Raw genomic sequence first — 24,660 nt, 5'->3', positions numbered from 1 at the left:
CGCTCCGATGTCGGCTGATCGCAACCACCGCTCCGGTGCGGGTCGGCTGCGGCCGCCCCGTCTTGGCCTGTTGCTGGCTGAAGCGCGCAGCCTGCTCGAACTCAATGCCAGCGTGCTGGCGGCGCCGCTGTTGATGCAGGCGCCGAAGGGCGACGGCCATCCGGTGCTGGTGCTGCCGGGCTTTTTGGCCAGTGACCTGTCGACCCTGCTGTTGCGGCGCTTCTTGACCCATCTCGGCTACGAGGCCCATGCCTGGAAACTCGGGCGCAACACCGGCGGCGTCTACCGGATGCGGGCGCAATTGCGCGCGCGGCTGGCCGAGATCCACCATGCCGGCGGCCGCAAGGTCAGCCTGATCGGCTGGAGCCTCGGCGGCATCTACGCCCGCGACCTGGCGCTGCATAGCCCCGAGATGGTGCGTTCGGTGATCACCATGGGCAGCCCGTTCGCCGGCGACGCAGCCGCCACCAATGCCAGCAAGATCTATGAGATCCTCTCCGGCGAGCGGCTCAAGGACGCCAAGCGCGATGATCTGCGGGCGCTGGCCGGCGATCTGCCGGTGCCAACCACGTCGATCTTTTCCAGGACCGACGGCGTCGTCAATTGGCGCACCTGCCTGCTGCGGCCGTCGGCGACCGCGGAGAATATCGAGGTCTATCTCGCCAGCCATGTCGGCCTCGGCGTCAATGCCGCGGTGCTGTGGTCGGTGGCCGATCGGCTGGCGCAGCCTGAAGGCCAGTTCCGGCCGTTCGATCGACGGGGGCCGTTTGCGATGGCCTATGCACCGGCCCGCGCCGGCTGATGACTATTGAAATCCAGAGCGCCGCCAAGGCGCCGATCGAAGGGAGCCAACATGATTGACATGCCGCCGCTGCAATTCGCCGAGGTCAACGGCATCCGCATGGGCTACTACGAGTCCGGCCCGACAAGTGACGCGCCGCCGATGGTGCTGTGCCATGGCTGGCCCGAACTCGCCTTCTCCTGGCGGCATCAGATCAAGGCGCTCGGCGAGGCCGGGATCCGGGTGATCGCGCCGGACCAGCGCGGCTATGGGGCCACCGACCGGCCCGAGGCGGTCGACGACTACGACCTCGACCATCTGACCGGCGACCTGGTGGCGCTGCTCGATCATCTCAAGATCGACAAGGCGATTTTCGTCGGCCATGACTGGGGCGGCTTCGTGGTGTGGCAGATGCCGCTGCGGCATCCCGCGCGCGTCGCCGGCGTGGTCGGGATCAACACCCCGCACACCGCGCGCGCCCCGGCCGATCCGATCGCGATCTTCCGCAAACGCTTCGGCGACCAGATGTACATCGTGCAGTTCAACGCCTCGCAGGAGCCGGACCGGATCTTCGGCAGCCGGGTCGCGAAGACCTTCGAGGCCTTCATGAAGAAGCCGCTGCCGCGCAAGGATGCCGCGACGGCCGAGCCGCCGGCGGCCGGGCTCGGCGCGGGCTCGAAGACCAATCTGGCGTTTCCCCAGATGGTCGCCGCCTATGATGCGAGCCGCGACGCCCGCACGCCGATCCTGTCGCCCGCGGAAATGCAGGTGTTCGTCGACACCTTCACCCGCACCGGCTTCACCGGCGGCATCAACTGGTATCGCAACATGACCCGCAATTGGGAACGCGCGGCCGGGCTCGATCACATCGTACGGGTGCCGGCGCTGATGATCATGGCGGAGAACGACGCGGTGCTGCCGCCATCCGCCGCCGACGGCATGGAGAAGCTCGTTCCCGATCTGGAGAAATACCTGGTGCGCGACAGCGGCCACTGGACCCAGCAGGAAAAGCCCGAGGAGGTCAGCGCCAAGCTGATCGAATGGCGCCGCCGACGGTTCGGGTGACGTCACGCCATCGGTGGGGGCGCGTCCACCGTCGCTGTTCGAGCGATGGCGCGCATTGCTGACCTTGCGATGGCGACCATGATGCTGATGCTATTGCGTCTGTGCCGTCGCGCCATGCGCATGCTGGGCGATGGCGTCGATGATGGTGCGCCACATCGGGATCGGCATCGCGTGGCCCATGCCGTCGATCATCAGCAGCCTGGCGCCGGGGATTGACGCGGCGGTATCGCGGCCGGCGGCGGGCCGCACCAGCGGATCGACGGCGCCGTGGATCACCAGCGTCGGAATCGTCACAGCGCGCAGCCGCTCTTTGCGGCTGCCCGAGGCCAGCACCGCGCGCAATTGCCGTCCGACCCCGGCCGGATTGAGGCCGCGCGCGAAACTGCGTTCGGCGCGTTCGCGATCCTTGGCCTCGTCCTGCGGAAAATGGCCGACGCGCAGCACGTTCCAGGTCTGGGCAAAGCGCCGGATATAGTCGTCGCGGTTGGTCGGCGGCGGCGCCATCAGCATCGCGGCGGCTTCCCGTGTGGGCTGCGGCAGGCGCGGATCGCCGGTGGTCGACATGATCGAGGTCAGCGTGCGCACCCGCTGCGGAAACGACAACGTCACCTCCTGGGCAATCATGCCGCCCATCGAGGCGCCGACCAGATGCGCCGACTTGATACCAAGCGCGTCGAGCAGGCCGACGGTGTCCTTGGCCATGTCGATGAGTTTGTATTCCGACGCCACCGGAATTCTCAGGAATCGCAGTTTTAGCAGCTCCATCGCGGTCAAGCGTCGGCCGCCGGAGAATTTGGTCGACTGGCCGATGTCGCGATTGTCGAAGCGGATCACCCGAAAGCCGCGGCCGGCGAGCTGGCGGCAGAACTCATCGTCCCACATGATCATCTGGGCGCCGAGCCCCATGATCAGCACGATCGGCGGGGCGTCGTCGGCGCCGAACATCTCGTAGCACAGTTCGATGCCATTGGCCTTGGCGAGCGCGGGCGGATGATGCGGGATGTCCGTCACGGGATTCCTCGGTGATGGTCAATCCGGAACGCCTCTGCTCCGGATTTTCGCGCTACAGAAGTGTTACTTGTTGCGTCGCAATGCGGCAGCTTAGCGATATTGGCCGCTCCGACGCAATGTTTGCGATCATCGCAGAATACAGGCGGGACCGAACGGTCGCCGCTCCGGATTCGCAGGAGGTTGGCAATGGCGAACGCAGGCAACGATCCAGTCGCGCTATGGCAAACGATGCTCGGCGAGATGGAAAAGGGATTCAACGCCTTCGCCCATCAGGCGATGGGGGCGGCGGAATTCAGCAAGGTGGTGGATCAGGTCGGCGGCGTCTCGGCGGGCGCGCAAAAGCAACTCGGAAATCTGATGGAAAAGTACCTCACCAGTTTGAACATGCCGAGCCGTGCCCAAATGGCCAATTTCGGCGAACGGCTGACGTCGATCGAGAGCCAGCTTGGCGAGATCACCACGCTGCTGCGCCAGACCCACACCCCCGCCGCGCCCACCGCATCGACCGCGCCTGCGACATCAGCCGCGCCCGCGACATCTGTTGCGGCGCCTGCGGCATCTGCGACGGCGCCTGCGGCAGCGCGTACCGGGGAAGATGCGCCAGCCGCATCGGCCGCCTCGGTGGCACAGAAGCAGCGCGGCAAGCGTCCACCCGAACAGACGCGCAAATGATGGCATCGGACGTCTCGCGCGCAATTCAGCGTTGGCGTCGGCGCGATTTGCCATCGCTAGGTTGCCGAAAATCGGGAAAATTGAATAATTTTCGTTCATCTGCCCAAAAACAGTACAAAATTTCTATGGTGCACTGCACCAAAATATTGCGTCGCACCATTAACTATGCCATATTGGGAGTACCCCGGGCCATTGCGGACGGGGGGAGACCATGGCTCAACCCGGAGGATGGAGAGACAGATGAACGACGAAACGCACAACCAAGCAGACTACCAAACCGACGCTCAGATTCATGCCGAAACCCAGACCGAGGCCGCGATGGACAACGTCAAGCAGGCGTTCGCCCCCGTGACCGACGCGTTCAAGACCATTCAGAATCTGGACGTTCCGGAAGCTACCCGCGACTTCGTCAAGCGCGCCGCCGGCACCGCCAAGGAGAAGGCGGCCGACATTCACGCCGAGTCGGAAAAGGTTACTGCCGCGATCGAGTCCGCGGTTGCCGGTTCGGTCAGCGAAGCCGCCAAGATCAGCCGAAATATCCAGCAGGCGATCTACCACGACGCCGAGACCTTCTTCTCGGGCATCGACAAGCTGGCCTCGGCCAAGTCCGTCAGCGAGGCGGTTCAGATCCAGGCGGATCTCGTTCGCGCCCAGGGCGAAGTGCTGATCTCCCGCGCCAAGTCGACCACGGAATATTTCGGCAAGTTGGTCGCCGACGGCGCCAAGAACGTGCAGGACAATCTGTCCAAGACTTTCAGCAAGACCGCCTGAACGTCAGCACGACGGCAATCCACCTCCGAAAGGCTCGCTCACGCGGGCCTTCTTTTTTGGATCAGCAGGAGCCGCATTGCCGGCGCCGCGGCGAGGATGGACTCAACCTGCCATTACCCCCGGGCTTTCGTCCCAGTCGGGCATATTGCTAACTGGCCCAGCCGGCGCTGATGCCGCCGTCCACGGTGAACACGACGCCCGACGTATAGCCGGAGCGGTCCGAAGCCAGATAGGCCATCAGGTCGCCGATCTCGCGGGCATGCGCGGGGCGTCCCAGCGGCAGGCCCTGCTGCAGCTCGCGAAAACGGGTCTCGTCGCCGAGCTGTGTCTTGGCGCGGGTTTTCATCAGCGTGACATGACGCTCGGTGCCGACCGGGCCGGGATTGATTCCGACCACGCGGATATTATCGGCCAGACTCTTGCTGCCGAGCGCACGGGTGAACGCCATCAAGGCGGCATTGCCGGCCGAGCCGCAGATATAGTTGGCGTCGAACTTTTCGCCGGCGGCGCCGATGTCGTTGATGATCACGCCGCCGCCGCGGGCCTTCATCTGCGCATAGACCAATCGGGTCAGGTTGATGAAGCCGAACACTTTGAGATCCCAGGCGTGGCGCCAGGCCGCTTCGTCGATCTTGTCGATCGAGCCCCCGGGGATATCGCCGGCATTGTTGACCAGGATGTCGATATCGGTGGCCTCCGCCGCGAGCTTGGCGAGCTCGGCGGGTTGGCGCAGGTCGACGCCATGAACCGTGATGCCGATCTGATGCGCGGCGCGCAGCCGCTCGGCCAGCGCGTTCATCTGCGTCACATTGCGGGCGGCGAGCATGAGCTGACAGCCTTCCTCGGCGAAGGCCTCGGCGGCGGCGGCGCCGATGCCCTTCGAGGCGCCGGTGATCAGGACGCGCTTGCCGCGCAGATGGAGATCCATGGGATGCCTTTCGGGTGGTTCGAGGCGCGAGAGATCGTCATTGCGAGGAGCGCAGCGACGACGCAATCCAGGAACGCCAAGCCCGGAGCCCTGGATTGCTTCGCTTCGCTCGCAATGACGCGACCGCGCGGGTGTCCGACCTTACAAATAGCCTTCGCCGGCTTCGGCGGCAAACCGCGCGGGATCGCCTTCCCAGACGATGCGGGCGTGCTCCAGCACATAGACCCGGTCGGCATGGGGCAGCGCGAAGGTGACGTTCTGCTCGCCGAGCAGCACGGTGATGTCGGAGGTCTGCCGCAGCTTCTCCAGCGCCTTCGACAATTGCTCGAGGATGACGGGCGCGAGCCCGAGCGTCGGCTCGTCGAGGATCAGGATTTTGGGCTGCATCATCAGCGCGCGGCCGATCGCCAGCATCTGCTGCTCGCCGCCGCTCAGGGTCTGCGCCATCTGGCCCTGGCGTTCGCGCAGGATCGGAAACAGTTCGAACAGCCATTCGATCTGCTTGGGTCGGGCCGCGTCGCTGAGATGGTGGCCGCCGAGATCGAGATTTTCCCGCACGCTCATCTCGCCGAACAGCTCGCGCGATTCCGGACATTGCACCAGGCCGCGGCGGGCGATCTTCGCCGGGCTGATGCCGCGTAGGCTTTCGCCGCCGCGCAGGATCTCGCCGCTATAGGGCAGGAAGCCCGAAATGGCGTTGAACAGCGTAGTCTTGCCGGCGCCGTTCAGGCCGACGACGGAGACGAATTCGCCCTGGTGGACATGGATCGAGACATCGTCCAGCGCCTGGGCCTTGCCGTAATAGACGCTGAGATTCTCGACCTGCAGCAGCGGCACCTTGTCGGCGAAGCTGGTTTCCGGCCGCGCCGAAGTTTCGATCGCGCCGCCGAGATAGACCCGGCGCACCGTTTCGTTGCGCATCACCTCGTCGGCGCGCCCGGTGCAGATCTCCTCGCCGAGATACATCGCCAGCACCCGATCGACCAAAGCCGCGACGCTCTTGACGTTGTGGTCGACCAGCAGAACCGCCTTGCCTTCGTCGCGAAAGCTGCTGATCAGTTCGGAGAAGATCCCGACCTCGGCCAGCGTCAGCCCGGCGAAGGGCTCGTCGACCAGCACCACCTTGGGATCGCGGGCGATCGCCTTGGCGAGCTCCATGCGGCGCAGATCGGCGAAGGGCAGGGTCGGCGGCTTGCGGTGCATCACCGCGGCGAGCCCGACGCGCTCGGCGATCCATTCAGCGCGTTCGGTCAGCGCCTTGTCGGCGAACAGCATCAGCAGGCTGTCTGGCAGCAGCGCCACCATGATGTTCTCCAGCACGGTCTGCCGGTTCAGCGGCCGCGAATGCTGGAACACCATGCCGAAACCCTTGCGGGCGATCTTGTGCGCCGGCAGGCCGGCGACGTTCTCGCCCTGGAACACGACGTCGCCCGAGGTCGGGCGCTCGATGCCCATGATCGATTTCATCGCGGTGGATTTGCCGGAGCCGTTCGGGCCGATCAGTCCGAAGATCTCGCCGGCGCGCAGCTCGAAGCTGAGATTCTTGACCGCGGTAAGGCCGCCGAAGCGTTTAGTCAGGCCGTTGACTTCCAGAACGGGAGGGAGGTTCGAGGTGGCATCCATCAGCTGCGGGCCTCACGCGACATGGCCGCTCCGAGGAAACCGCCGGGGAAGAACAGCACGACGAGCAACGCGACCGCCGAGACGATGAAGGTGGCCAATTCGCCGGTCGGCCGCAGGAATTCGCCGGCGACGATCAGGAAGATCGCGCCGAGCGCTGCGCCCAGCACGGTGCGCCGCCCGCCGAGCACCGCCGCGACGATGACCTGGACGCCGACCGCGACGTCGACCACGGTGCCGACCGAGGCGGTGCCGAAATAGAACACCAGCATCGCGCCGGCGAGGCCGGAGAAGAACGCGCTGACGATGAAGGCGAACAGCTTGTGCTTGACGATGTTGAAGCCGAGCGCGCCGGCCTGCACCGGGTCCTGTCCGGAGGCCTGCAGCACCAGGCCGATCGGCGATTGCGACAGCCCGTACAGCACCGCGGCGCTGATCGACATGAAGCCCAGCGCGATCCAGTAATTGGCGCTGGCATTGATGGTGATCACGTCCGGGATGGTGAGGCCGATCTCGCCGCCGGTGAGGTCGGCGAACACCACGATGAAATTCTGCAGCATCAGCACCGCGACCAGCGTGGTCAGCCCGAAATAGGGGCCGCGCACCCGCAGCGCCGGCAGCGCCAGAATGAAGCCCGCCACCACGGACACCATCGCGCCGATGAAAATGCAGTAATACGGCGACAGGCCGTAGCGGTTGTTGATGATGCCGGCGGCGTAGGCGCCGGTTCCAATCAGGAAGGTCGGGCCGAAATTGACCTCGCCGGCAAAGCCGAACAAAAGGTCCCACGACATCGCGAACACGCCGAAATAATAGGCCACGGTGAGCAGGCCGAGAATGTATCCGGAGACGTAGAGCGGCAGCGTCGAGGCGATCACGACGATCGCCAGCGCGATCCAGAACAGCCGGGTTTTAAACATCGACATGCTCAGCGCCTCCCCAGCAGGCCCTGGGGCCGGACATACATCACCGCCACCAGCAGCAGCAGCGCCGGAATGGTGCGATAGGCCGGCGACACCAGATAGGCGGTCAACGTCTCGAGATAGCCGACCACGAAGGCGGCGATCAGCGAGCCCGACACGCTGCCGAGCCCGCCCAGCACAACGATCGAGAACGCGCTCGCGGTCAACGGGCCGACGCTGTAGGAGGAGACGCCGAGAAACATTCCGAGCAGCACGCCGGCGATGCCGGCGAGAATGCCGTAGATCGCCCAGACCACCACATAGATGTTGGTCAGTTCCAGCCCGAGCAAGGTGACGCCGCGCGGATTCATCGAGGCTGCCAGCACCGCCTTGCCCATCTTGGTGCGGTTGACCAGCAGCCAGAGCAAGCCGATCACCAGGCAGCACACCAGCGCGGTGAAGATCTCGTTGCGCGGGGTGCGGACGCCGAGGATTTCGACGACGCCCTCGACGATCGGCAGCACCGTCTTGGCATTGTTGGTGAAGAAATAAGCGATCAGCTCCTGGATCATGATGCCCCATAGCAGCGTGCCGGTGAGCACGAAGATCTCCTTCTCCTCATTGGGAATCCGCCGCGAGCGCTGGATCGGCTGCACCACGGCGAAATAGGTGATCAGCGCGGCGATCAGCGCGGTGGCGACGCCGATGGTGGCGCCGGTGTATTTGCTGACTTCCAACACGCTGGATGCGGCCCAGGCCGCCACCGCCGCCAGCACCATGATGGCGCCATGCGACAGGTTGAGCACGCCGGACACGCCGAAGATCAGGGTGAAGCCGGTGGCGCCGAGTGCGTAGAGCGCGCTGATGGCGAAGCCGTCGATCAGGATCTGCAGGGCAAGCATTTGCGATTTTTCTTCTCACCAACGCGACTGGGATCGCCGCACCGTCGTCATTCCGGATGCCCTCCCGTCGGCGAGGCGGTAGGAAGGAGGCCCGGAATCGAAGCGCCCATTGGGCTATCGATTCCAGGGCGCTTGCGCTTGCGCGTTCGCGCCCCGGGATGACGATGGTGATGCGATGGAGGGTGCTCCCGGGCAGCGCCGGGAGCGCCGATGACCTCGGTTAGTTCGAGGTCACCTTGATGAAGGCCGGGAACTTGATCTTGGCCTTGGCGACTTCCGGCGGCCAGACGCTGACCTGCTTGCCGTCCTGCCATTGCAGCATCAGGCCGGTGATCAATCCCTTGCCGTATTTCAGGCCGTGGGTGAACTCGTCGTCCTTGCCGTAGAACTGGATGCGGCCGATGGTGCCCTCCCAATCGGTCTTTTCCAGCGCCGCGACCAGCTTGTCGGCGTCGGTCGAGCCGGCGCGCTTGACGGCGTCGGCGATGTAATAGACCTCGTCATACGAGGTGTATCCGGCATAGGACGGATAGTTGCCGAATTTGGTCTTGAAACCCTCGGCGAACGGCACCGACTTCGGCGTCACCGCGACGCCCGGACCGGAGACGCCCTGATACAGCACGCCGTCGGAGGCGTCGTTGGTGTCCTTGCCGAAGGTCGAGTTGGTGGCCTGTGACGAGATCCCGAGCATCGGGATCGGAACCTGCTGGTTCTTCCACTGCACGGTGGGCTGCACGCCGACATGCGAAATGCCGGTGATGATCACGTCGGGCTTGGCGCCTTCGATCTTGTTGAAGATCGGGGTGAAGTCGGTGGTGTCCGGCGAGAACCGGATGTGGTCGAGCACCTTCAGGCCGATCTTGGGCAGGCATTCCTGGTAGCCGACATCGAGCGGCTTGGTCCAGGCGGCATCCTCGCTCATGATCACCGAGGACTTCATGTGCTTGCCGTCGACCAGCAGATCCTTGGCGGCGTCGCAGACCGAGGTGGCGAGTTCGCCGGAGGTCAGATAGCCGTGAAAGGTGTATTTGTTCTTCTCGTAGTCCTTGTGGATCGCCTTGGTGATCTCGTTGGAGGCTGCGCCCGGGGTGATGAACGGGGTTTTCAGCCGCGATGCCCACGGCATCAGCGCCAGCACCACTTCGCTGATATAGCTGGCGATCACCGCGTGGACCTTGTCCTCGTTGACCGCGCGCTGGAAGGCGCGAACCGAATCCGCCGAGGAGGAGTGATTGTCGTAGGTGACGATTTCGATCTTGCGGCCATCGACGCCGCCCTTGGCGTTGATCTCGTCGGCCGCCATCTGCGCCGCCTGCGGGATCGACGCGCCCGCGATCGCCTGCGCTTCGGCGATCACGCCAATCTTGATGGGGTCAGCCGCCAGCGCCGAGGAGGCGCCAAATCCGATTGCGGTCGCGGCCACGAAAGCCCGCAAGGACCATGAAGAACGGGGGAATGCTGCTATCATGCGTGGTATCCTCTCCCAACTTTTTCATTTTGGCCTGACGGCCGTGGGTCGTAAGTTGCCCTGCGTGCAGTCTAGCGTCGCTTTGTCGCAGCGGGCAAGCAAAACCACGTCACCTTCACGCGCATTCGAATGTGCAGTGCAGCGATGAGCCATGCGCCGTTGATCGGCGCCGCGCTTTGGTCCACATGCTGATGCTGATTTTTTACGCAGCGATCGGATCGAAAGGGACCATAGTGAGCAGCACGACGAAGACATACCGGATCGCGGTGATCCCGGGCGACGGCATCGGCAAGGAAGTGATGCCCGAAGGGCTGCGCGCGATCGAGGCCGCGGCCAAGGCCTACCGGGTCAAGGTGCAGTTCGATCATTTCGATTTCGCGTCTTATGACTACTACGAGAAGCACGGCCAGATGATGCCGGACGATTGGAAAGCGCAGATTGGATCGCATGACGCGATCTTTTTCGGCGCGGTCGGCTGGCCGCAGAAAATTCCCGATCACGTTTCGCTATGGGGATCGCTGATCAAGTTCCGCCGCGAATTCGACCAATACGTCAATCTGCGCCCGGTGCGGCTGATGCCGGGCGTGCCGTCGCCGCTGGCCGGCCGCAAGCCCGGTGATATCGATTTCTGGGTGGTGCGCGAGAATACCGAGGGCGAGTATTCGTCGATCGGTGGCCGCATGTTCCCGGACACCGATCGCGAATTCGTGGTTCAGGAAACCGTGATGACCCGCACCGGCGTCGACCGGATCTTGAAGTTCGCCTTCGACCTGGCGCAGTCGCGGCCGAAACGGCATCTGACCTCGGCGACCAAGTCCAACGGCATTTCGATCACCATGCCGTATTGGGACGAGCGGGTCGAGGCGATGGCAAAGGCCTATCCGGAGGTGAAGTGGGACAAGTACCACATCGACATTCTCACCGCGAATTTCGTGCTGCATCCGGACTGGTTCGACGTCGTGGTCGGCTCCAACCTGTTCGGTGATATCTTGTCCGATCTCGGCCCGGCCTGCACCGGCACCATCGGCATCGCGCCGTCGGGCAACATCAATCCGGAAGGCGATTTCCCCTCGGTGTTCGAGCCGGTGCACGGCTCGGCGCCGGACATTGCCGGGCAGGGCATCGCCAATCCGATCGGCATGATCTGGTCCGGCGCGATGATGCTGGAGCATCTCGGCGAGAAAACCGCCGCGGCTTCGATCGTCACCGCGATCGAACGCACGCTCGGCGAACGCACGCTGCGCACCCGCGACCTCGGCGGCCAGGCCGACACCGGCGCCTGCGGCAAGGCGGTGGCGGAGATGATCGAATAGGGCGGGGGGAACCTAGTCTAAGGCGTCATTGCGAGCTGAGGCCGGCGCAGATGCGCCGGCCGACAGCGACGCAATCCAGTGGCGCCACGCACGGACTGGATTGCTTCGTCGCTTCGCTCCTCGCAATGACGAACTGATAAGCCTGGTTTTATAGCGCTGTCTGACACAGCGCCAAAGATCCGCTTACGCCGCCGCGATCCGTCGGCAATGTGCCATTGCCGCGGCGATCAGGTTCTCGCTGGCTTCCGGGGTGCGGAACGCCGAATGCGCCGACAGCGTCACATTGGGCAGCGTGATCAGCGGATGATCCTTCGGCAGCGGCTCGATGTCGAACACGTCGAGGCCGGCATGGCGCAGATGACCGGATTGCAGCGCCGCGATCATCGCCGCCTCGTCGACCAGCGCGCCGCGCGCGGTGTTGATCAGGATCGCGCCGGGCCGCATCGCGGCGATCCGCGCGGCCGACAGGAAGCCGCGGGTGTCGTCATCGAGCAGCAGGTGCAGCGAGACCACATCGCTGCGCGCCAGCAGGGTGTCGAGATCGACGAAGCTGACGCCGTCGCATTGTCGGGGCGTCCGGTTCCAGGCCAGCACCTTCATGCCGCCGCCATGGGCGATCCGCGCCACTTCGGCACCGATGCCGCCGAACCCGATCAGCCCCAGCGTCTTGCCGGTGAGCTGCATGCCGTCCTCGCGGATCCAGTTGCCCGCGCGCATCTCGCGGTCCATCACCGCGAGGTTGCGCGCCGCCGCCCACATCAGCGCGATGCTGGCTTCGGCGACGGCGGTGTCGCCATAGCCGCGGATCAGGTGAACCTCGATGCCGAGCTCGGCGAGTTCCTCCGGATTCATGTAGCTGCGCGCGCCGGTGCCGAGGAACACCACATGTTTTAGCCCGGCGCATTGCCGCGCGATGTCGGTCGGCAGATAAGTATGGTCGATGATCGCTATGGCGGCGCCGGCCAGCACCTCCGGCAATTGCTCCGGCGTCACATCCGGATCGTGATGGATCACGATCGGCGTATCGCCGGGCGCGGTCTGCTGCTCGACGATCACCGCGAGCGCTTCATTGGCATCGACAAAGACGGCATGCATGGCGTTGTCCTATTTTGCCACGCCGGCCAGCGCCAGCACGGTGTGCAGCAACACATTGGCGCCAGCGCTGCAATCGGGCTGCGTGGCGTCTTCCAGCTCGTTGTGGCTGATGCCGTCCTTGCACGGCACGAAAATCATCGCCGTCGGAATCTTGGTGTTCAAGTTGCAGGCGTCGTGGCCCGCGCCCGAGGTGATGCGGCGATTGCTGTAGCCCAGTTCGTTGGCGGCGGTCTCCACCGCGTCGACCAGCTTGGGGTCGAAATGGGTCGGCGCCTTGCGCCACACCAGATCGAGCGCGACCTCGACCTTGCGTTTGGCCGCGATCTCGGCGGCGGCGGCGCGGATGCGCTGGTCGAGCTGGTCCAGGACCGCGGCATCGGCGCTGCGGCTGTCGATGGTGAAGGCGATTTCGCCGGGGATGACGTTGCGCGAGGGCGAGGCGATCACCGCCTCGCCGACGGTGCCGACCGCGTTGGGGCCGAGTTCGATCGCGATCCGCTCCACCGCCAACACGATTTCCGACAGCGTCGCCAGCGCGTCGCGGCGCAGTTTCATCGGGGTCGAGCCGGCATGGCTTTCGAAGCCGGTGATCTTGCCGTCATACCACAGCACGCCTTGCCCGGAATCGACCACGCCGATGATCTTGTTTTCGGCCTCGAGGATTGGGCCCTGCTCGATGTGCAGTTCGATGAAGCTGGTGAAGGGCTGGGCGCCGACCGGGCTGTCGCCGCGATAGCCGATGCCGTCGAGCGCCTCGGCGACGCTGATGCCGGCCGCGTCCTTGCGCGCCAGAATATCGTCGGTGGTGAAGTCGCCCACATAGGCCGCCGAGCCCATCATCGCCGGGGCGTAGCGCGAGCCTTCTTCATTGGTCCAATTGGTCACGCAGAGCGGCAGCTCGGTTTCGATGCCGGCGTCGTTCAGCGTGCGCACGACTTCCAGCGCCGCCAGCGTGCCGAGGATGCCATCATATTTGCCGCCGGTCGGCTGGGTGTCGAGATGCGAGCCGAGCCCGACCGGAGCCTTCGCCATGTCGCGGCCCTTGCGCAGCGCGAACATGTTGCCCAGCGCGTCGACCGTGACCTCGCAGCCTGCCGCTTCGCAGGCGGCGCGAAACCAGTCGCGGACCTGCTTGTCTTCGGCTCCCAGCGTCAGCCGCTTCACGCCGCCCTTCGGCGTGCCACCGAATTTGGCGGTGTCGTGAATGCTGCCCCACAGCCGCGCGGAATCGATTTGAAGGTTGGAAGCAAGTTTACTCATGGGATGTCCGAATTCCTGTTGCGGGGGGCGGGGGAGGTTGTGGTCGATGATGGGCCGCTGCGGTCGCGTCAACTGATCGGGATCGGCTGGCCGCGCGCTGGGTCGGTCAGCGGCTGCGTTGCGGGCGAAGCGTGGTCGGCGAAACCGCCGGCCCGGGCGATCTCGCCGGCGAGCTCGGCGATGCGTTCCACCGCGACCGTATCCGGCGAGGCCAGCCAACTCGCCGTGAAGATCAGCGGCGCGATCCGCAGATCCGTCGACAGCAATTGCAGCCGGTTGTCGGCCAATTGATCCTCGACGATCGCGGTCGGGATCACCGCGATGCCGAGCCCCTCGATGGCCATGTGGATCACGGTGCCCAGCGACGCCGAGGCGTGCAGCCGGATCGGCGGCAGGTTCGGCCGGTTGAACAGCGAGCGCACGATCTCATAGGGCTGGGTCTTGCGCGGAAAGGTGATGATCGGATGTTTGGCGAGCTGTTCGACGCTCAGCCGGTCCTGGCCCAGCCCGAGCTTGGGGCTGGCGAGAAATCCGATCGGATAGTCGCACAGCTCGCGGTTGCGCACCGAGGAGGCGGTCAGCGGTCCAAGCAGGAAGGCGAGCTCGATCTCCTGCGCCAGCAGCCGCGCCCGCAGATTCGGCGTGATGTCGACCTCGATCTCCAGCGACAGATTGGGATAGGTGCGATTGACGCTCTCGATCAGCTGCGGCAGCCAGGTGTGCACAATCGTCTCGGCGACGCCGAGCCGGAGCACACCGCGCACCGCCGAGCGATCGCCGACCACCGCCAGCATCTCGCTGCGCAGCCCGATCAGCTTTTCCGCATAGACCATCATCTGGCGGCCACTCGGCGTCGGCGACGCCACGCGATGGTCGCGCTGCAGCAGCCTGACGCCGAGTTCGGACTCCAGCTGCGCGATCCGCTGCGAAATCGCCGGCTGGGTGGTGTTGAGTTTTTGCGCCGCGCCGCGGAAGCTGCCGAGCGTCACTACCCAAAGGAAGGTCTCGATCGCCTTGAAGTCCACCATTTCGGGTCTCCATTAAACGATAAATTTCATTTATCGATAATGATCAAAAACGAAGATTAGACATTATGATAGGCCTGAGCTCCACTGCTGTCGAGATACTAGGCAGGGAAATTTAATGACCGTTTTTGTGGCAGAACCTCAGGTCCACAGCGCTAAAGCGCAATTGCCGTCGCATCAGGCCCGGCTCGCTTACCGCGCGGGCCTCGCCGAATCCACCGCCGGCGTGGCACCAGGCTTCGTACAGGGCAATCTGACCATCCTGCCGGAGCAACAGGCGGCGGCGTTTCATCGCTTCTGCCAGCTCAATCCGAAGCCGTGCCCGATCATCGGCATGTCCGATGTCGGCGATCCGAAGATCCCCTCGCTCGGCCTCGATCTCGACATCCGCACCGACGTGCCGCGTTACCGGGTATGGCGCGACGGCGAATTGATCGAGGAGCCGCTCGACATCATGGCGCATTGGCGCGACGATCTGGTCGCCTTCGTGCTCGGCTGCTCATTCTCTTTCGAGGAAGCGCTGATGGCCGACGACCTGCCGATCCGCCACATCGAAGAGAAGGTGCGCGTGCCGATGTACCGCACCAACATCGCCTGCGCGCCGGCCGGTCCGTTCGCCGGGCCGATGGTGGTGTCGATGCGGCCGCTGACGCCGAAGGACGCGATTCGCGCGGTGCAGATCACTTCGCGATTTCCCTCGGTGCATGGCGCGCCGGTGCATCTCGGTCTGCCGCAATCGATTGGCATCAGCGATCTGGCGAAGCCGGATTATGGTGACGCCGTGACGATTGCCGACGATGAGATTCCCGTGTTCTGGGCTTGCGGTGTCACGCCGCAAGCGGTGATCGCCGCGGCGCGCGTGCCGTTCGCGATCACCCACGCGCCTGGATTGATGCTTGTCACCGACCTCAAGAACAAGCACCTTGCCGTTCTTTGAGGCTTTCACTTCCGCTCGAATTGTCCCATCGCTACTTCCGCAGCAAAGGATCGCATCATGACCATCAATCGCCGAAACGTCGTTCTCGGAGGCGCAGCCATTGCCGCGCTGTTACCACTCGCCGCCCGCGCGCAGACCAAGGAAGTGGTGATCGGCGTGATCTATCCGCTGTCAGGCGCGTCGGCGCAGATCGGCGTCGACGCGCAGAAGGCGTTCGAAACCGCGGCCGATTTGATCAACAATAAATATGACTTCGACCTGCCGCTGGCGAAAGACGAGGGCCTGCCGGGATTGGGCGGCGCCAAGATCCGCCTGGTGTTCGCCGACCATCAGGCCGACCCGCAGAAGGGCCGCGCCGAGGCCGAGCGCCTGATCACCCAGGAAAAGGTCTGCGCCATCATCGGCACCTATCAGAGCTCGGTCGCCGTCACCGTCAGCCAGATCTGCGAGCGCTACCAGATCCCGTTCCTGTCCGCCGACAATTCCTCGCCGAGTCTGCATCGCCGCGGCCTGAAATTCTACTTCCGCCCCGCGCCGCATGACGAGATGTTCTCCAAGGCGATGTTCGACTTCTTCGACGCCGAAAAGAAGAAGGGTAAGAAGATCGAGACCCTGGCCTTGTTCCACGAGGACACCATCTTCGGCACCGATTCCTCCAACGCGCAGCTCAAGCTGGCCAAGGACCGCGGCTACAAGGTGGTCGCCGATATCAAGTACCGCGCCAATTCGCCGTCGCTCACCGCCGAAGTGCAGCAGCTCAAGGCCGTCGATGCCGACGTGCTGATGCCGTCGAGCTACACCACCGACGGCATTTTGCTGATCAAGACCATGGGCGAGCTCGGCTACAAGGCCAAGAACATCGTCGCCCAGGACGCCGGCTTCTCCGAAAAGGCGCTGTACGACGCGGTCGGCGACAAGATCCCCGGCGTGATCTCGCGCGGCTCGTTCTCGCTCGATCTGGCCGCCAAGCGGCCGATGGTCGGCAAGATCAACGCCATGTACAAGGAACGCTCCGGCAAGGATTTCAACGATTACTCGTCGCGGCAGTTCATGGGCCTGATCGTGATGGCCGACGCCATCAACCGCGCCAAATCGACCGATGGCGACAAGATCCGCCAGGCGCTGGTCGCCACCGACATGCCGGGCGAACAGACCATCATGCCGTGGTCGCGCGTCAAGTTCGACGAGATGGGCCAGAATAACTTCGCCGATCCGGTGCTGCTGCAGTATACCGGCGGCAAGTTCGTCACCATCGCGCCGCCGCAGGCCGCGGTCGCCGAGGCGATCTGGCCGATGCCGTAAGCGTCGGCTGCGCGCGTCCCTTCGACACGCGCACGCTTCCGCGTCATTGCGAACGCAGCGAAGCAATCTAGGCGCCCCGCATGCGTGACTCTGGATTGCTTCGTCGCTTCGCTCCTCGCAATGGCGAGGACGCGTTCTTTCCTGTTTGGGAGCATTCGATTTGACCACCGCGACAATCATCCAATCATTGGCCAGCGGTCTGCTGATGGGGCTGCTCTACGGCCTGATCGCGGTCGGCCTGGCGCTGATCTTCGGCCTGATGGACGTCACCAACTTCGCCCATGGCGAATTTCTGATGTTGGCGATGTATGTCAGCTTCTTCCTGTTCGCGTTCTTCGCGATCGATCCGTTGCTGGCGGCGCCTTTGGTGGCGGCGGCGATGTTCGTGTTCGGGGCGGTGATCTATCTGGTGGTGATCCGCTTTGCGATGCGGGCGAAATCCAATATCGGAATGGTGCAGATCTTCACCACCTTCGGCCTCGCCATCCTGATGCGCGGCCTGGCGCAGTTCTTCTTCACTCCGGACTATCGCAGCATCACCCATTCCTGGCTCGGCGGCAAAACCATCTCGCTCGGCGGCGTCTACCTGCCGGTGCCGCAGCTGGTCGGCGCGCTGGTGTCGATCGCCGCGTTCGGCGCGCTGTATTTCTTCATCAAGAAGACCGATTTCGGCCGCGCGCTGGAAGCCACCCGCGAGGACGCCGGCGCGGTGGCGCTGGTCGGCATCGACAAGAACAAGGTGTTTGCGCTGGGCTGGGGGCTCGGCGGCGCGCTGGTCGGGCTCGCCGGCGCGATCATGGCGATGTTCTTCTATATCTATCCCGATGTCGGCGCCTCGTTCGCGCTGATCGCCTATGTGACGGTGGCGCTCGGCGGCTTCGGCAGCGTGTTCGGCGCGTTCGCGGGCGGCATCATCGTCGGCCTGGTCGAGGCCACCACCGCGATGATCCTGCCGCCGTCGCTGAAATCGGTCGGCATCTACGCGGTGTATCTGCTGGTGGTGTTCATCCGGCCGCGTGGCCTGTTCGGGTCGATCTGATGCAAAACTCATTCGCCCAACGCCGTCGTCGCGATCTGCTGGTTGCCGGTGGCCTGGCCTTGCTGGCGGCGCTGGTGCCGCTGGTGGTCAAGGACGTCAACGTCCAGAACATCATGATCCTGACGCTGCTCTATGCGGCGCTGTCGCAGGCCTGGAACATTCTCGGCGGCTATTGCGGCCAGATCTCGCTCGGCCACGCGCTGTATTTCGGGCTTGGCGCTTACACCACGACGCTGCTGTTCACAAAATTCGGCGTGCTGCCATGGTTCGGCATGCTCGGCGGCGGCGCGATCTCGGCAGCGATCGCGCTGATACTGGGCTATCCCTGCTTCCGCTTGCGCGGGCATTATTTCGTGATCGCCACCATCGTGATCGCCGAGATCGGCCTGTTGCTGTTCCACAATTGGGACTGGGCCGGCGCCGCGCTCGGCATCGACGTGCTGGTGCGCAAGGACAGCTGGGCCACGTTCCAGTTCACCCGCAGCAAATTGCCGTATTACTATTTCGCGCTGGTGTTCTGCTGCGTCGCCTGGCTGATCACCTTCTGGCTGGAAGATTCCAAATGGGGCTATTGGTGGCGCGCGGTGAAGGACAATCCCGAAGCCGCTGAAAGCCTCGGCGTCGTGGTGTTCAATTCCAAGATGGGCGCCGCCGCGGTGTCGGCGTTTCTCACCGCGATCGGCGGCGCGTTCTATGCGCAATACGTGTCCTATATCGATCCGGAAAGCGTGATGAGCTTCCAGTTCTCGCTGCTGATGGCGTTGCCGGCGGTGCTGGGCGGCATCGGCACGCTGTGGGGGCCGGTGCTCGGCGCCGCGATCCTGATCCCGCTCACCGAACTGACCCGCAACTACCTCGGCGGCTCCGGCCGCGGCGTCGATCTCATCCTCTACGGCTCGGTGATCGTGCTGATCTCGCTGGCGCGGCCGGAAGGCCTGATCGGCTTGTTCTCACGCAAGCGCAAGGAGGTCGCCCGATGACCGCGCATTTGCTGGAAACCAAGGGCGTCTGGCAGCGCTTCGGCGGGCTGGTCGCCAATCAGGACATTTCGATCGCGGTCGAGCCCGGCGAAATCGTCGGGCTGATCGGGCCGAACGGCGCCGGCAAGTCGACTTTGTTCAATCTGATCGCCGGCGTGCTGCCGCCGACGCAGGGCACCATCCTGTTCAACGGCGAGGACGTCACCAGGCTGCCGGCGGCGCAACGCTGCCAGCGCGGCATCGCCCGCACCTTCCAGGTAGTGAAGAGCTTCGAGAGCCTGACGGTGATCGACAATGTCATCGTCGGCGCCCTGATCCGCACCACGGTGATGCGCGACGCCAGGCGCAAGGCGCATGAGGTCCTGGAGTTTTGCGGGCTGGACGCGCGTGCCGACGTGCTCGCCGGGCAGCTGATTCCGTCCGAGAAGCGCCGGCTCGAAGTCGCCCGCGCGCTCGCCACCGAGCCGAAGCTGCTGCTGCTCGACGAATGCCTCACTGGGCTGACCCCGGTCGAGGCGCAAGACGGCGTCGAGCTGGTGCGCCGGGTGCGCGCCACCGGCGTTACTGTGCTGATGGTCGAACATGTGATGGAAATCGTGATGCCTTTGGTCGACCGCGCCATCGTGCTCGATCTCGGCAAGGTGCTGGTCGAAGGCAAGCCGGCCGACATCGTGCGCGACGAAAAAGTCATCAGCGCCTATCTGGGAGATCGTCATGCTATCAGTGCATGAGGTCACCACCGCCTATCAGGGGCTGGTCGCGATCTCGGAAGTCAATATCGAGATCGCCAAGGGCGAGATCGTGCTGGTTGCGGGCGCCAATGGCGCGGGTAAGTCCACGCTGGTGAAAACCATCGCCGGGGCAGAGCGGCCGCGGTCCGGCAGCATCCTGCTCGACGGCGAGCGGATCGACGGCACCGCGCAGCATCTGATCACCGCGCGCGGCATCGCCTATGTGCCGGAAAATCGCCGGCTGTTTCCGCGGCTGTCGGTCGAGGACAATCTGCGGCTCGGCAGCTACATGTATCGCGGCAAGCCGGATCGCGAAGGGCCGCTGGCGCTGGTGTTCGACCTGTTCCCGCGCTTGCAAGAGCGGCTGGAGCAGCGCGCCGAAACGCTGTCGGGTGGCGAGCAGCAGATGCTGGCGATCGGCCGCGCGCTGATGACGCGGCCGCGTCTGTTGATGCTCGACGAGCCGTCGCAGGGCATCATGCCGAAACTGGTCAGCGAGATCTTCCAGGCGGTGAAGAAAATTCGCGACGCCGGCATGACGGTGCTGATCGTCGAGCAGCGCATGGCCGAGTGTCTGGAAATCGCCGACCGCGCCTATATTCTGCAGACCGGCCGCGTGCTGATGCAGGGCACCGCCGCCGAGCTGATGGACAATCCCGATGTGCGCAAGGCGTATCTGGGGCTGTAATTCCGGGTTGCTGCAGCAAAATCCGTCATTGCGAGGAGCGTAGCGACGACGCAATCCAGGGCTCCGCATGCGGCCCCTGGATTGCTTCGCTTCGCTCGCAATGACGTGGAAATGGAGGCGCTGGCGCGAGGGTGAGGCAGTGTCGTTGGCTCAGGCTGCTGCCTCAGTGCCGATCGTCGCCGTGCTCCGGCAAATCCAGCCCGAACGTCTTTGAGAGATCCGCGACCTGGGCTGGGGACAGAAAACGCGGGTTGAGGCCGCGCAGCAGTAGATAGAGCTTGGCGGTTTCCTCCAGTTCCTCGATCGCGAACACCGCGGCTTCGAGCGATGCGCCGGCGACCACCGGGCCGTGATTGGCCAGCAGCACCGAGGAATATCGGCCGGCAAGGCCCCGGATGGCGTCGGCCACGGCCGGATCGCCGGGCCGGAAATACGGCACCAGCGCGGTCGCGCCGCATTTCATCAGGTAATACGGCGTCAGCGGCGGCAGCGCGGCGCGCGGGTCGATCTCGGGCAGCATCGACAGTGCCACGGCATGGGTCGAGTGCAGATGCACCACCGCGCGGGCGCTGTCTCGGGTCTGATAGATCGCGCTGTGCAGCGGCACTTCCTTGGTGGGCGCGTCGCCGGAGAGAAGGCCGCCGTCGGCGCCCAGCCGTGACAGTTTCGCCGGATCGAGCGCGCCCAGCGAGGCATTGGTCGGCGTCACCAGCCAGCCGCCGTCTTCGCAGCGCACGCTGATATTGCCGCTGGAGCCCGGCGTCAGCCCGCGCTCGAACAGCGAGCGGCCGAGCCGGCAGATGTCGTCGCGCAGCCTGGTGTCGGTCATGGAGGCTTCCTTTCGGGTTTTGTCCCATGCTTTGGCAGCGCGGCCAAGCCGTGTTATCCAGAGCCCAACAAACAAACGGGAAGCGCCCCATGCCGGAATCTGCAAAGCCGCGCGTTGCCGTGATCGGGTTGGGCTCGATGGGCTTCGGGATGGCGACGTCGCTGCGTCGCGCCGGCTTCGACGTCACCGGCTGCGATGTGGTGACCGACAATGTGGAGCGCTTTGTCGCCGAGGGCGGAAGCGGTGCCGCCACGCCGGCCGCGGCCGCGCGCGACGCGCAGATCGTCGTCAGCGTGGTGGTCAACGCCGCCCAGACCGAAGCCATCCTGTTCGGTCCGGACGGCGTCGCCGCGACGCTGGCGGAGGATGCGGTGTTCGTGTCCTCGGCGACGATGGACCCGCAGGTGGCGCGGCGATTGGCCCAGCAGCTCGAATCCAGCGGTCGCCATTATCTCGACGCGCCGATCTCCGGCGGGGCGCAGCGCGCCGCGCAAGGCGAACTCACAATCCTGGCCTCGGGCAGCGCGGCGGCCTTCGCGGCGGCGCGGCCGGCGCTGGATGCGATGGCGGCCAAACTCTACGAACTCGGCGACGCCGCGGGGCAGGGCGCCGCCTTCAAGATGATCAATCAACTGCTGGCTGGCGTGCATATCGCCGCGGCGTCCGAGGCGATCGCCTTCGCGGCCAAACAGGGGCTCGACATCGCCAAGGTCTATGAGGTGATCACGGCCTCGGCCGGCAATTCCTGGATGTTCGAAAACCGGGTGCCGCATGTGCTGGACGGCGACTACTCTCCCAAAAGCGCGGTCGATATTTTCGTCAAGGATCTCGGCATCATCCAGGACATGGCGCGCAGCGCGAAATTTCCGGTGCCGGTGTCGGCGGCGGCGCTGCAGATGTTTCTGATGACGTCGGCATCCGGCATGGGCCGCGACGACGATATCTCGGTGGCGCGAATGTACGCGCGCGTCACCGGAACAAAACTGCCGGGCGACGGATGATTGCACCCTCATCCTGAGAGTCTGACTCTAAAAGGGATCAACAGAATGAGCCTTCAACGCCGTCATTGCGAGGAGCTCTTGCGACGAAGCAATCCAGTCTGTGCTTGGCGCCCCTGGATTGCTTCGCGTTCGGACGACGCGATGCGCCGTCCTCGGCTCGCAAAGACGGAGCGCGCCGTGGCGCGCGTCTCGAAGGATGAGGGATGAACATCCTCATGGTTCGAGACGACGCTGCGCGTCTCCTCACCATGAGGGCCTTCAGTTTTTGCTTCTGGGGAAAATCAATGCCGCGCTTCGCTGCCAATCTCAGCATGATGTTCACCGAACATCCGTTTCTCGACCGGTTCGATGCCGCGGCCGACGCGGGCTTTACGGCGGTGGAATTCCTGTTCCCCTATGATCATCCGCCCGAGCTGGTGGGCGAGCGGCTGAAGCGCAATCATCTGACCCAGGCGCTGTTCAACCTGCCGCCGGGCGATTGGGCCGCCGGCGAGAAGGGCTTCGCGGCGCGGCCGGACAAATTCGCCGAGCTGCAGCAAAGTCTGGCGACCGCGCTGCCCTACGCGCAGGCGACGGGCGTCAGGCGGCTGCATCTGATGGCCGGGATCGCCGACCGCAGCGGTCCCGGGACCGTGCACGCCTTCACCAAATCGGTGACCCACGCGGCGGAGTTTTTCGCGCCGCATGGCATCGAGGTGGTGATCGAGCCGATCAATCCGCGCGACGTGCCGGGCTATTTCCTCAACGATTTCGCGTTCGCGCGCGACCTGATCCGCGAGTTGAAGATCCCCAATCTCAAATTGCAGTTCGATATCTATCATTGCCAGATCCTGCATGGCGACGTGGCGATGCGGCTGCGCGAGATGATGCCGATCATCGGCCACATCCAGATCGCCAGCGTGCCGTCGCGCGCCGAGCCCGACGGCGAGGAGCTGAACTACCCATTCCTGTTCGAGGAACTCGACCGGCTCGGCTATGACGGCTTCGTCGGCTGCGAGTATCGCCCGCGCGGCGCCACCGTCGAGGGCCTCGGCTGGTTCGCGCCATTCGCCGGAGCGCTGTCATGACGCTGGCGCTGGGCTGCATCGCCGACGACTATACGGGCGCGTCGGATCTCGCCAATACGCTGACCCGCCAGGGGTTGCGCACGGTGCAGACCATCGGGGTGCCGCCGGACGATCTCGAACTGCCCGAGGTCGACGCCGTGGTGATCGCGTTGAAGAGCCGCTCGATCGCCGCGGATCTGGCGGTGGAGAAGGCACGCGCCGCCAAGCTGTGGCTGCGCAGCCGTGGCGCATCGCATGTGCTGTTCAAGATCTGCTCGACCTTCGATTCCACCGATGCCGGCAATATCGGCCCGGTGATGGACGCGCTGCGGGCGGCCTCGGGCGATGCCATCGTGCTGGTGACGCCGGCGTTCCCGGAGACCGGCCGCACCGTCTATATGGGCAATCTGTTCGTGGGCCACGCGCCGCTCAGCGAAAGCGCGTTGAAGGACCATCCGCTCAATCCGATGCACGATTCCAATCTGGTGCGCGTCTTGGCGCGCCAGAGCATCTGCAAGATCGGGCTCGCCGATCTGTCGGTGGTCGCGCAGGGCCAGGATGCGTTGCGTGCCCGGCTGACCGAACTGGCCACGAAGGGCCTTGGCGCCGCGGTCGCCGATGCGGTATGCGAGCGGGATCTCGAAACCATCGGCGCGGTGGCGCTGCAGCACCGCATCTCGGTCGGCGCCAGCGGGCTCGGGCTCGGGCTGGCTCGCGCGCTGCTGGCGGGCGGCCGGCTCGGATCGCAGGCGACGTCGATGTCGGATGCCGCCATCGGCGGCCCGGCGGCGTGCCTTGCCGGCAGTTGTTCGCAAGCGACGCTGGCGCAGATCGCCAAGGCGGAAGCCAGGATGCCGGTGCTGCATCTCGATCCCGCTGCGATCATCGCCGGCCCCGACGAAGCGCGGCGCGCGCTGGACTGGGCCATCGGTCGGTTGGGCGATGGGCCATTGCTGATTGCCTCCAGCGCGACGCCGGATCGGGTCGCGGCGGTGCAGGCCGAGTTCGGCCGCGACGCCGCCGGCCACGCCATCGAGCAGGCGATGGCGGAGATCGCCGAAGGCCTGGTGGCCGCCGGGGTGCGCCGGCTGGTGGTGGCCGGCGGCGAGACCGCCGGCGCGGTGGTGGATCGTCTGAACATTCCCGGCTTTGCGGTCGGAGCGGAGATCGCCGCCGGCGTGCCGGTGCTGCGCAGCGTGGGCGCGGCGCAGGGCGACATGTTGCTGGCGTTGAAATCCGGCAATTTCGGCGGCCCGGATTTCTTCGCCGACGCGTTGGCGCTGATACGATGAAC

Annotated in this window: 24 protein-coding genes; 14 read left to right on the top strand and 10 right to left on the bottom strand. The window is 64.9% G+C overall.

What is annotated here, in order from left to right; all coding sequences use genetic code 11:
• Positions 1-7 precede the first annotated feature (7 nt).
• Both RBJ75_RS11620 and RBJ75_RS11615 read left to right on the top strand, forming a co-directional pair.
• Complete coding sequence (locus RBJ75_RS11620) at positions 8-802, top strand: esterase/lipase family protein (RefSeq protein ID WP_044415751.1); 795 nt, start codon at positions 8-10, stop codon at positions 800-802.
• 51 nt (positions 803-853) lie between these two features.
• Positions 854-1,846, top strand: a complete 993-nt coding sequence (locus RBJ75_RS11615) for an alpha/beta fold hydrolase (protein WP_044415753.1) — start codon at positions 854-856, stop codon at positions 1,844-1,846.
• 90 nt (positions 1,847-1,936) lie between these two features.
• Here the strand turns inward: RBJ75_RS11615 and RBJ75_RS11610 are convergent, their stop codons facing one another.
• Entirely contained in the window at positions 1,937-2,791 is an 855-nt protein-coding gene (locus tag RBJ75_RS11610) for an alpha/beta fold hydrolase (protein WP_276156347.1), read from the bottom strand.
• Positions 2,792-3,043: 252 nt separating this feature from the next.
• Here RBJ75_RS11610 and RBJ75_RS29485 point away from each other — a divergent pair, with 252 nt between their 5' ends.
• Together RBJ75_RS29485 and RBJ75_RS11600 are read left to right on the top strand one after the other, a co-directional pair.
• Positions 3,044-3,529 carry a hypothetical protein gene (locus tag RBJ75_RS29485; protein ID WP_052629069.1) on the top strand — a complete coding sequence of 162 codons (486 nt, stop codon included), beginning with the start codon at positions 3,044-3,046 and terminating at the stop codon, positions 3,527-3,529.
• A 240-nt stretch (positions 3,530-3,769) separates the two neighbouring features.
• Complete coding sequence (locus RBJ75_RS11600; protein ID WP_044417944.1) at positions 3,770-4,300, top strand: phasin; 531 nt, start codon at positions 3,770-3,772, stop codon at positions 4,298-4,300.
• A 148-nt stretch (positions 4,301-4,448) separates the two neighbouring features.
• On the opposite strand, the gene RBJ75_RS11595 is transcribed toward RBJ75_RS11600, so the two are convergent.
• The 5 genes from RBJ75_RS11595 to RBJ75_RS11575 form a co-directional block, all read right to left on the bottom strand.
• Complete coding sequence (locus tag RBJ75_RS11595; protein ID WP_044417940.1) at positions 4,449-5,228, bottom strand: SDR family oxidoreductase; 780 nt, start codon at positions 5,226-5,228, stop codon at positions 4,449-4,451.
• 141 nt (positions 5,229-5,369) lie between these two features.
• Complete coding sequence (locus RBJ75_RS11590; protein ID WP_276156341.1) at positions 5,370-6,851, bottom strand: ATP-binding cassette domain-containing protein; 1,482 nt, start codon at positions 6,849-6,851, stop codon at positions 5,370-5,372.
• A complete protein-coding gene (locus tag RBJ75_RS11585) occupies positions 6,851-7,774 on the bottom strand; it encodes a branched-chain amino acid ABC transporter permease (protein WP_276156340.1) in 924 nt (307 codons plus the stop codon). The genes RBJ75_RS11590 and RBJ75_RS11585 overlap by 1 nt, the downstream gene beginning before the upstream one ends.
• A 2-nt stretch (positions 7,775-7,776) precedes the next feature.
• Complete coding sequence (locus RBJ75_RS11580) at positions 7,777-8,652, bottom strand: branched-chain amino acid ABC transporter permease (RefSeq protein WP_044414489.1); 876 nt, start codon at positions 8,650-8,652, stop codon at positions 7,777-7,779.
• A 220-nt stretch (positions 8,653-8,872) separates the two neighbouring features.
• Positions 8,873-10,120, bottom strand: coding sequence for an ABC transporter substrate-binding protein (locus RBJ75_RS11575; RefSeq protein ID WP_044414488.1), 1,248 nt, complete (start codon positions 10,118-10,120; stop codon positions 8,873-8,875).
• Between the two features lie 191 nt (positions 10,121-10,311).
• Between RBJ75_RS11575 and RBJ75_RS11570 the strand changes: the two genes are divergently transcribed.
• On the top strand, positions 10,312-11,433 hold the full coding sequence (locus RBJ75_RS11570) for a tartrate dehydrogenase (RefSeq protein WP_044414491.1): 1,122 nt from the start codon (positions 10,312-10,314) through the stop codon (positions 11,431-11,433).
• Positions 11,434-11,616: 183 nt separating this feature from the next.
• On the opposite strand, the gene RBJ75_RS11565 is transcribed toward RBJ75_RS11570, so the two are convergent.
• The 3 genes from RBJ75_RS11565 to RBJ75_RS11555 all read right to left on the bottom strand — a co-directional run bounded on the left by RBJ75_RS11565 (position 11,617) and on the right by RBJ75_RS11555 (position 14,816).
• A complete protein-coding gene (locus RBJ75_RS11565; RefSeq protein WP_276156339.1) occupies positions 11,617-12,528 on the bottom strand; it encodes an NAD(P)-dependent oxidoreductase in 912 nt (303 codons plus the stop codon).
• Positions 12,529-12,537: 9 nt separating this feature from the next.
• On the bottom strand, positions 12,538-13,788 hold the full coding sequence (locus tag RBJ75_RS11560; RefSeq protein ID WP_044419181.1) for a Zn-dependent hydrolase: 1,251 nt from the start codon (positions 13,786-13,788) through the stop codon (positions 12,538-12,540).
• Between the two features lie 68 nt (positions 13,789-13,856).
• Positions 13,857-14,816, bottom strand: coding sequence for a LysR family transcriptional regulator (locus RBJ75_RS11555; protein WP_276156338.1), 960 nt, complete (start codon positions 14,814-14,816; stop codon positions 13,857-13,859).
• A 115-nt stretch (positions 14,817-14,931) separates the two neighbouring features.
• Here RBJ75_RS11555 and RBJ75_RS11550 point away from each other — a divergent pair, with 115 nt between their 5' ends.
• From RBJ75_RS11550 to RBJ75_RS11525, 6 genes are all read left to right on the top strand, one after another.
• Positions 14,932-15,750, top strand: a complete 819-nt coding sequence (locus RBJ75_RS11550; RefSeq protein ID WP_044417832.1) for a putative hydro-lyase — start codon at positions 14,932-14,934, stop codon at positions 15,748-15,750.
• Between the two features lie 57 nt (positions 15,751-15,807).
• Positions 15,808-17,052 (top strand): ABC transporter substrate-binding protein, encoded by a 1,245-nt coding sequence (locus tag RBJ75_RS11545; protein ID WP_044417834.1) that lies wholly within the window; start codon positions 15,808-15,810, stop codon positions 17,050-17,052.
• 205 nt (positions 17,053-17,257) lie between these two features.
• On the top strand, positions 17,258-18,091 hold the full coding sequence (locus RBJ75_RS11540; protein WP_234707529.1) for a branched-chain amino acid ABC transporter permease: 834 nt from the start codon (positions 17,258-17,260) through the stop codon (positions 18,089-18,091).
• Positions 18,091-19,071: a branched-chain amino acid ABC transporter permease gene (locus RBJ75_RS11535; protein ID WP_044417838.1), complete on the top strand. Its 981-nt coding sequence runs from the start codon at positions 18,091-18,093 to the stop codon at positions 19,069-19,071. The genes RBJ75_RS11540 and RBJ75_RS11535 overlap by 1 nt, the downstream gene beginning before the upstream one ends.
• Positions 19,068-19,802 (top strand): ABC transporter ATP-binding protein, encoded by a 735-nt coding sequence (locus RBJ75_RS11530; RefSeq protein WP_044417840.1) that lies wholly within the window; start codon positions 19,068-19,070, stop codon positions 19,800-19,802. The genes RBJ75_RS11535 and RBJ75_RS11530 overlap by 4 nt, the downstream gene beginning before the upstream one ends.
• Positions 19,786-20,490, top strand: coding sequence for an ABC transporter ATP-binding protein (locus RBJ75_RS11525; protein WP_044417842.1), 705 nt, complete (start codon positions 19,786-19,788; stop codon positions 20,488-20,490). The genes RBJ75_RS11530 and RBJ75_RS11525 overlap by 17 nt, the downstream gene beginning before the upstream one ends.
• A 163-nt stretch (positions 20,491-20,653) precedes the next feature.
• Here RBJ75_RS11525 and RBJ75_RS11520 read toward each other — a convergent pair whose 3' ends face one another.
• Positions 20,654-21,319, bottom strand: coding sequence for an aldolase (locus RBJ75_RS11520; RefSeq protein WP_044417844.1), 666 nt, complete (start codon positions 21,317-21,319; stop codon positions 20,654-20,656).
• An 89-nt stretch (positions 21,320-21,408) separates the two neighbouring features.
• Here RBJ75_RS11520 and ltnD point away from each other — a divergent pair, with 89 nt between their 5' ends.
• From ltnD to otnK, 3 genes are all read left to right on the top strand, one after another.
• Positions 21,409-22,320: an L-threonate dehydrogenase gene (gene ltnD / locus RBJ75_RS11515; protein WP_044417846.1), complete on the top strand. Its 912-nt coding sequence runs from the start codon at positions 21,409-21,411 to the stop codon at positions 22,318-22,320.
• Between the two features lie 284 nt (positions 22,321-22,604).
• Positions 22,605-23,387 (top strand): 2-oxo-tetronate isomerase, encoded by a 783-nt coding sequence (otnI, locus tag RBJ75_RS11510; RefSeq protein WP_044418323.1) that lies wholly within the window; start codon positions 22,605-22,607, stop codon positions 23,385-23,387.
• Positions 23,384-24,658: a 3-oxo-tetronate kinase gene (gene otnK, locus RBJ75_RS11505; protein WP_044418321.1), complete on the top strand. Its 1,275-nt coding sequence runs from the start codon at positions 23,384-23,386 to the stop codon at positions 24,656-24,658. The genes otnI and otnK overlap by 4 nt, the downstream gene beginning before the upstream one ends.
• Positions 24,659-24,660 lie beyond the last annotated feature (2 nt).

This window comes from Rhodopseudomonas sp. BAL398, from assembly GCF_033001325.1.
In the GTDB taxonomy this organism is placed as follows: Bacteria; Pseudomonadota; Alphaproteobacteria; order Rhizobiales; family Xanthobacteraceae; genus JARJEH01.
Note: the sequence above shows the minus strand (reverse complement) of the source record. Positions and strands in the feature narration are given on the sequence as shown.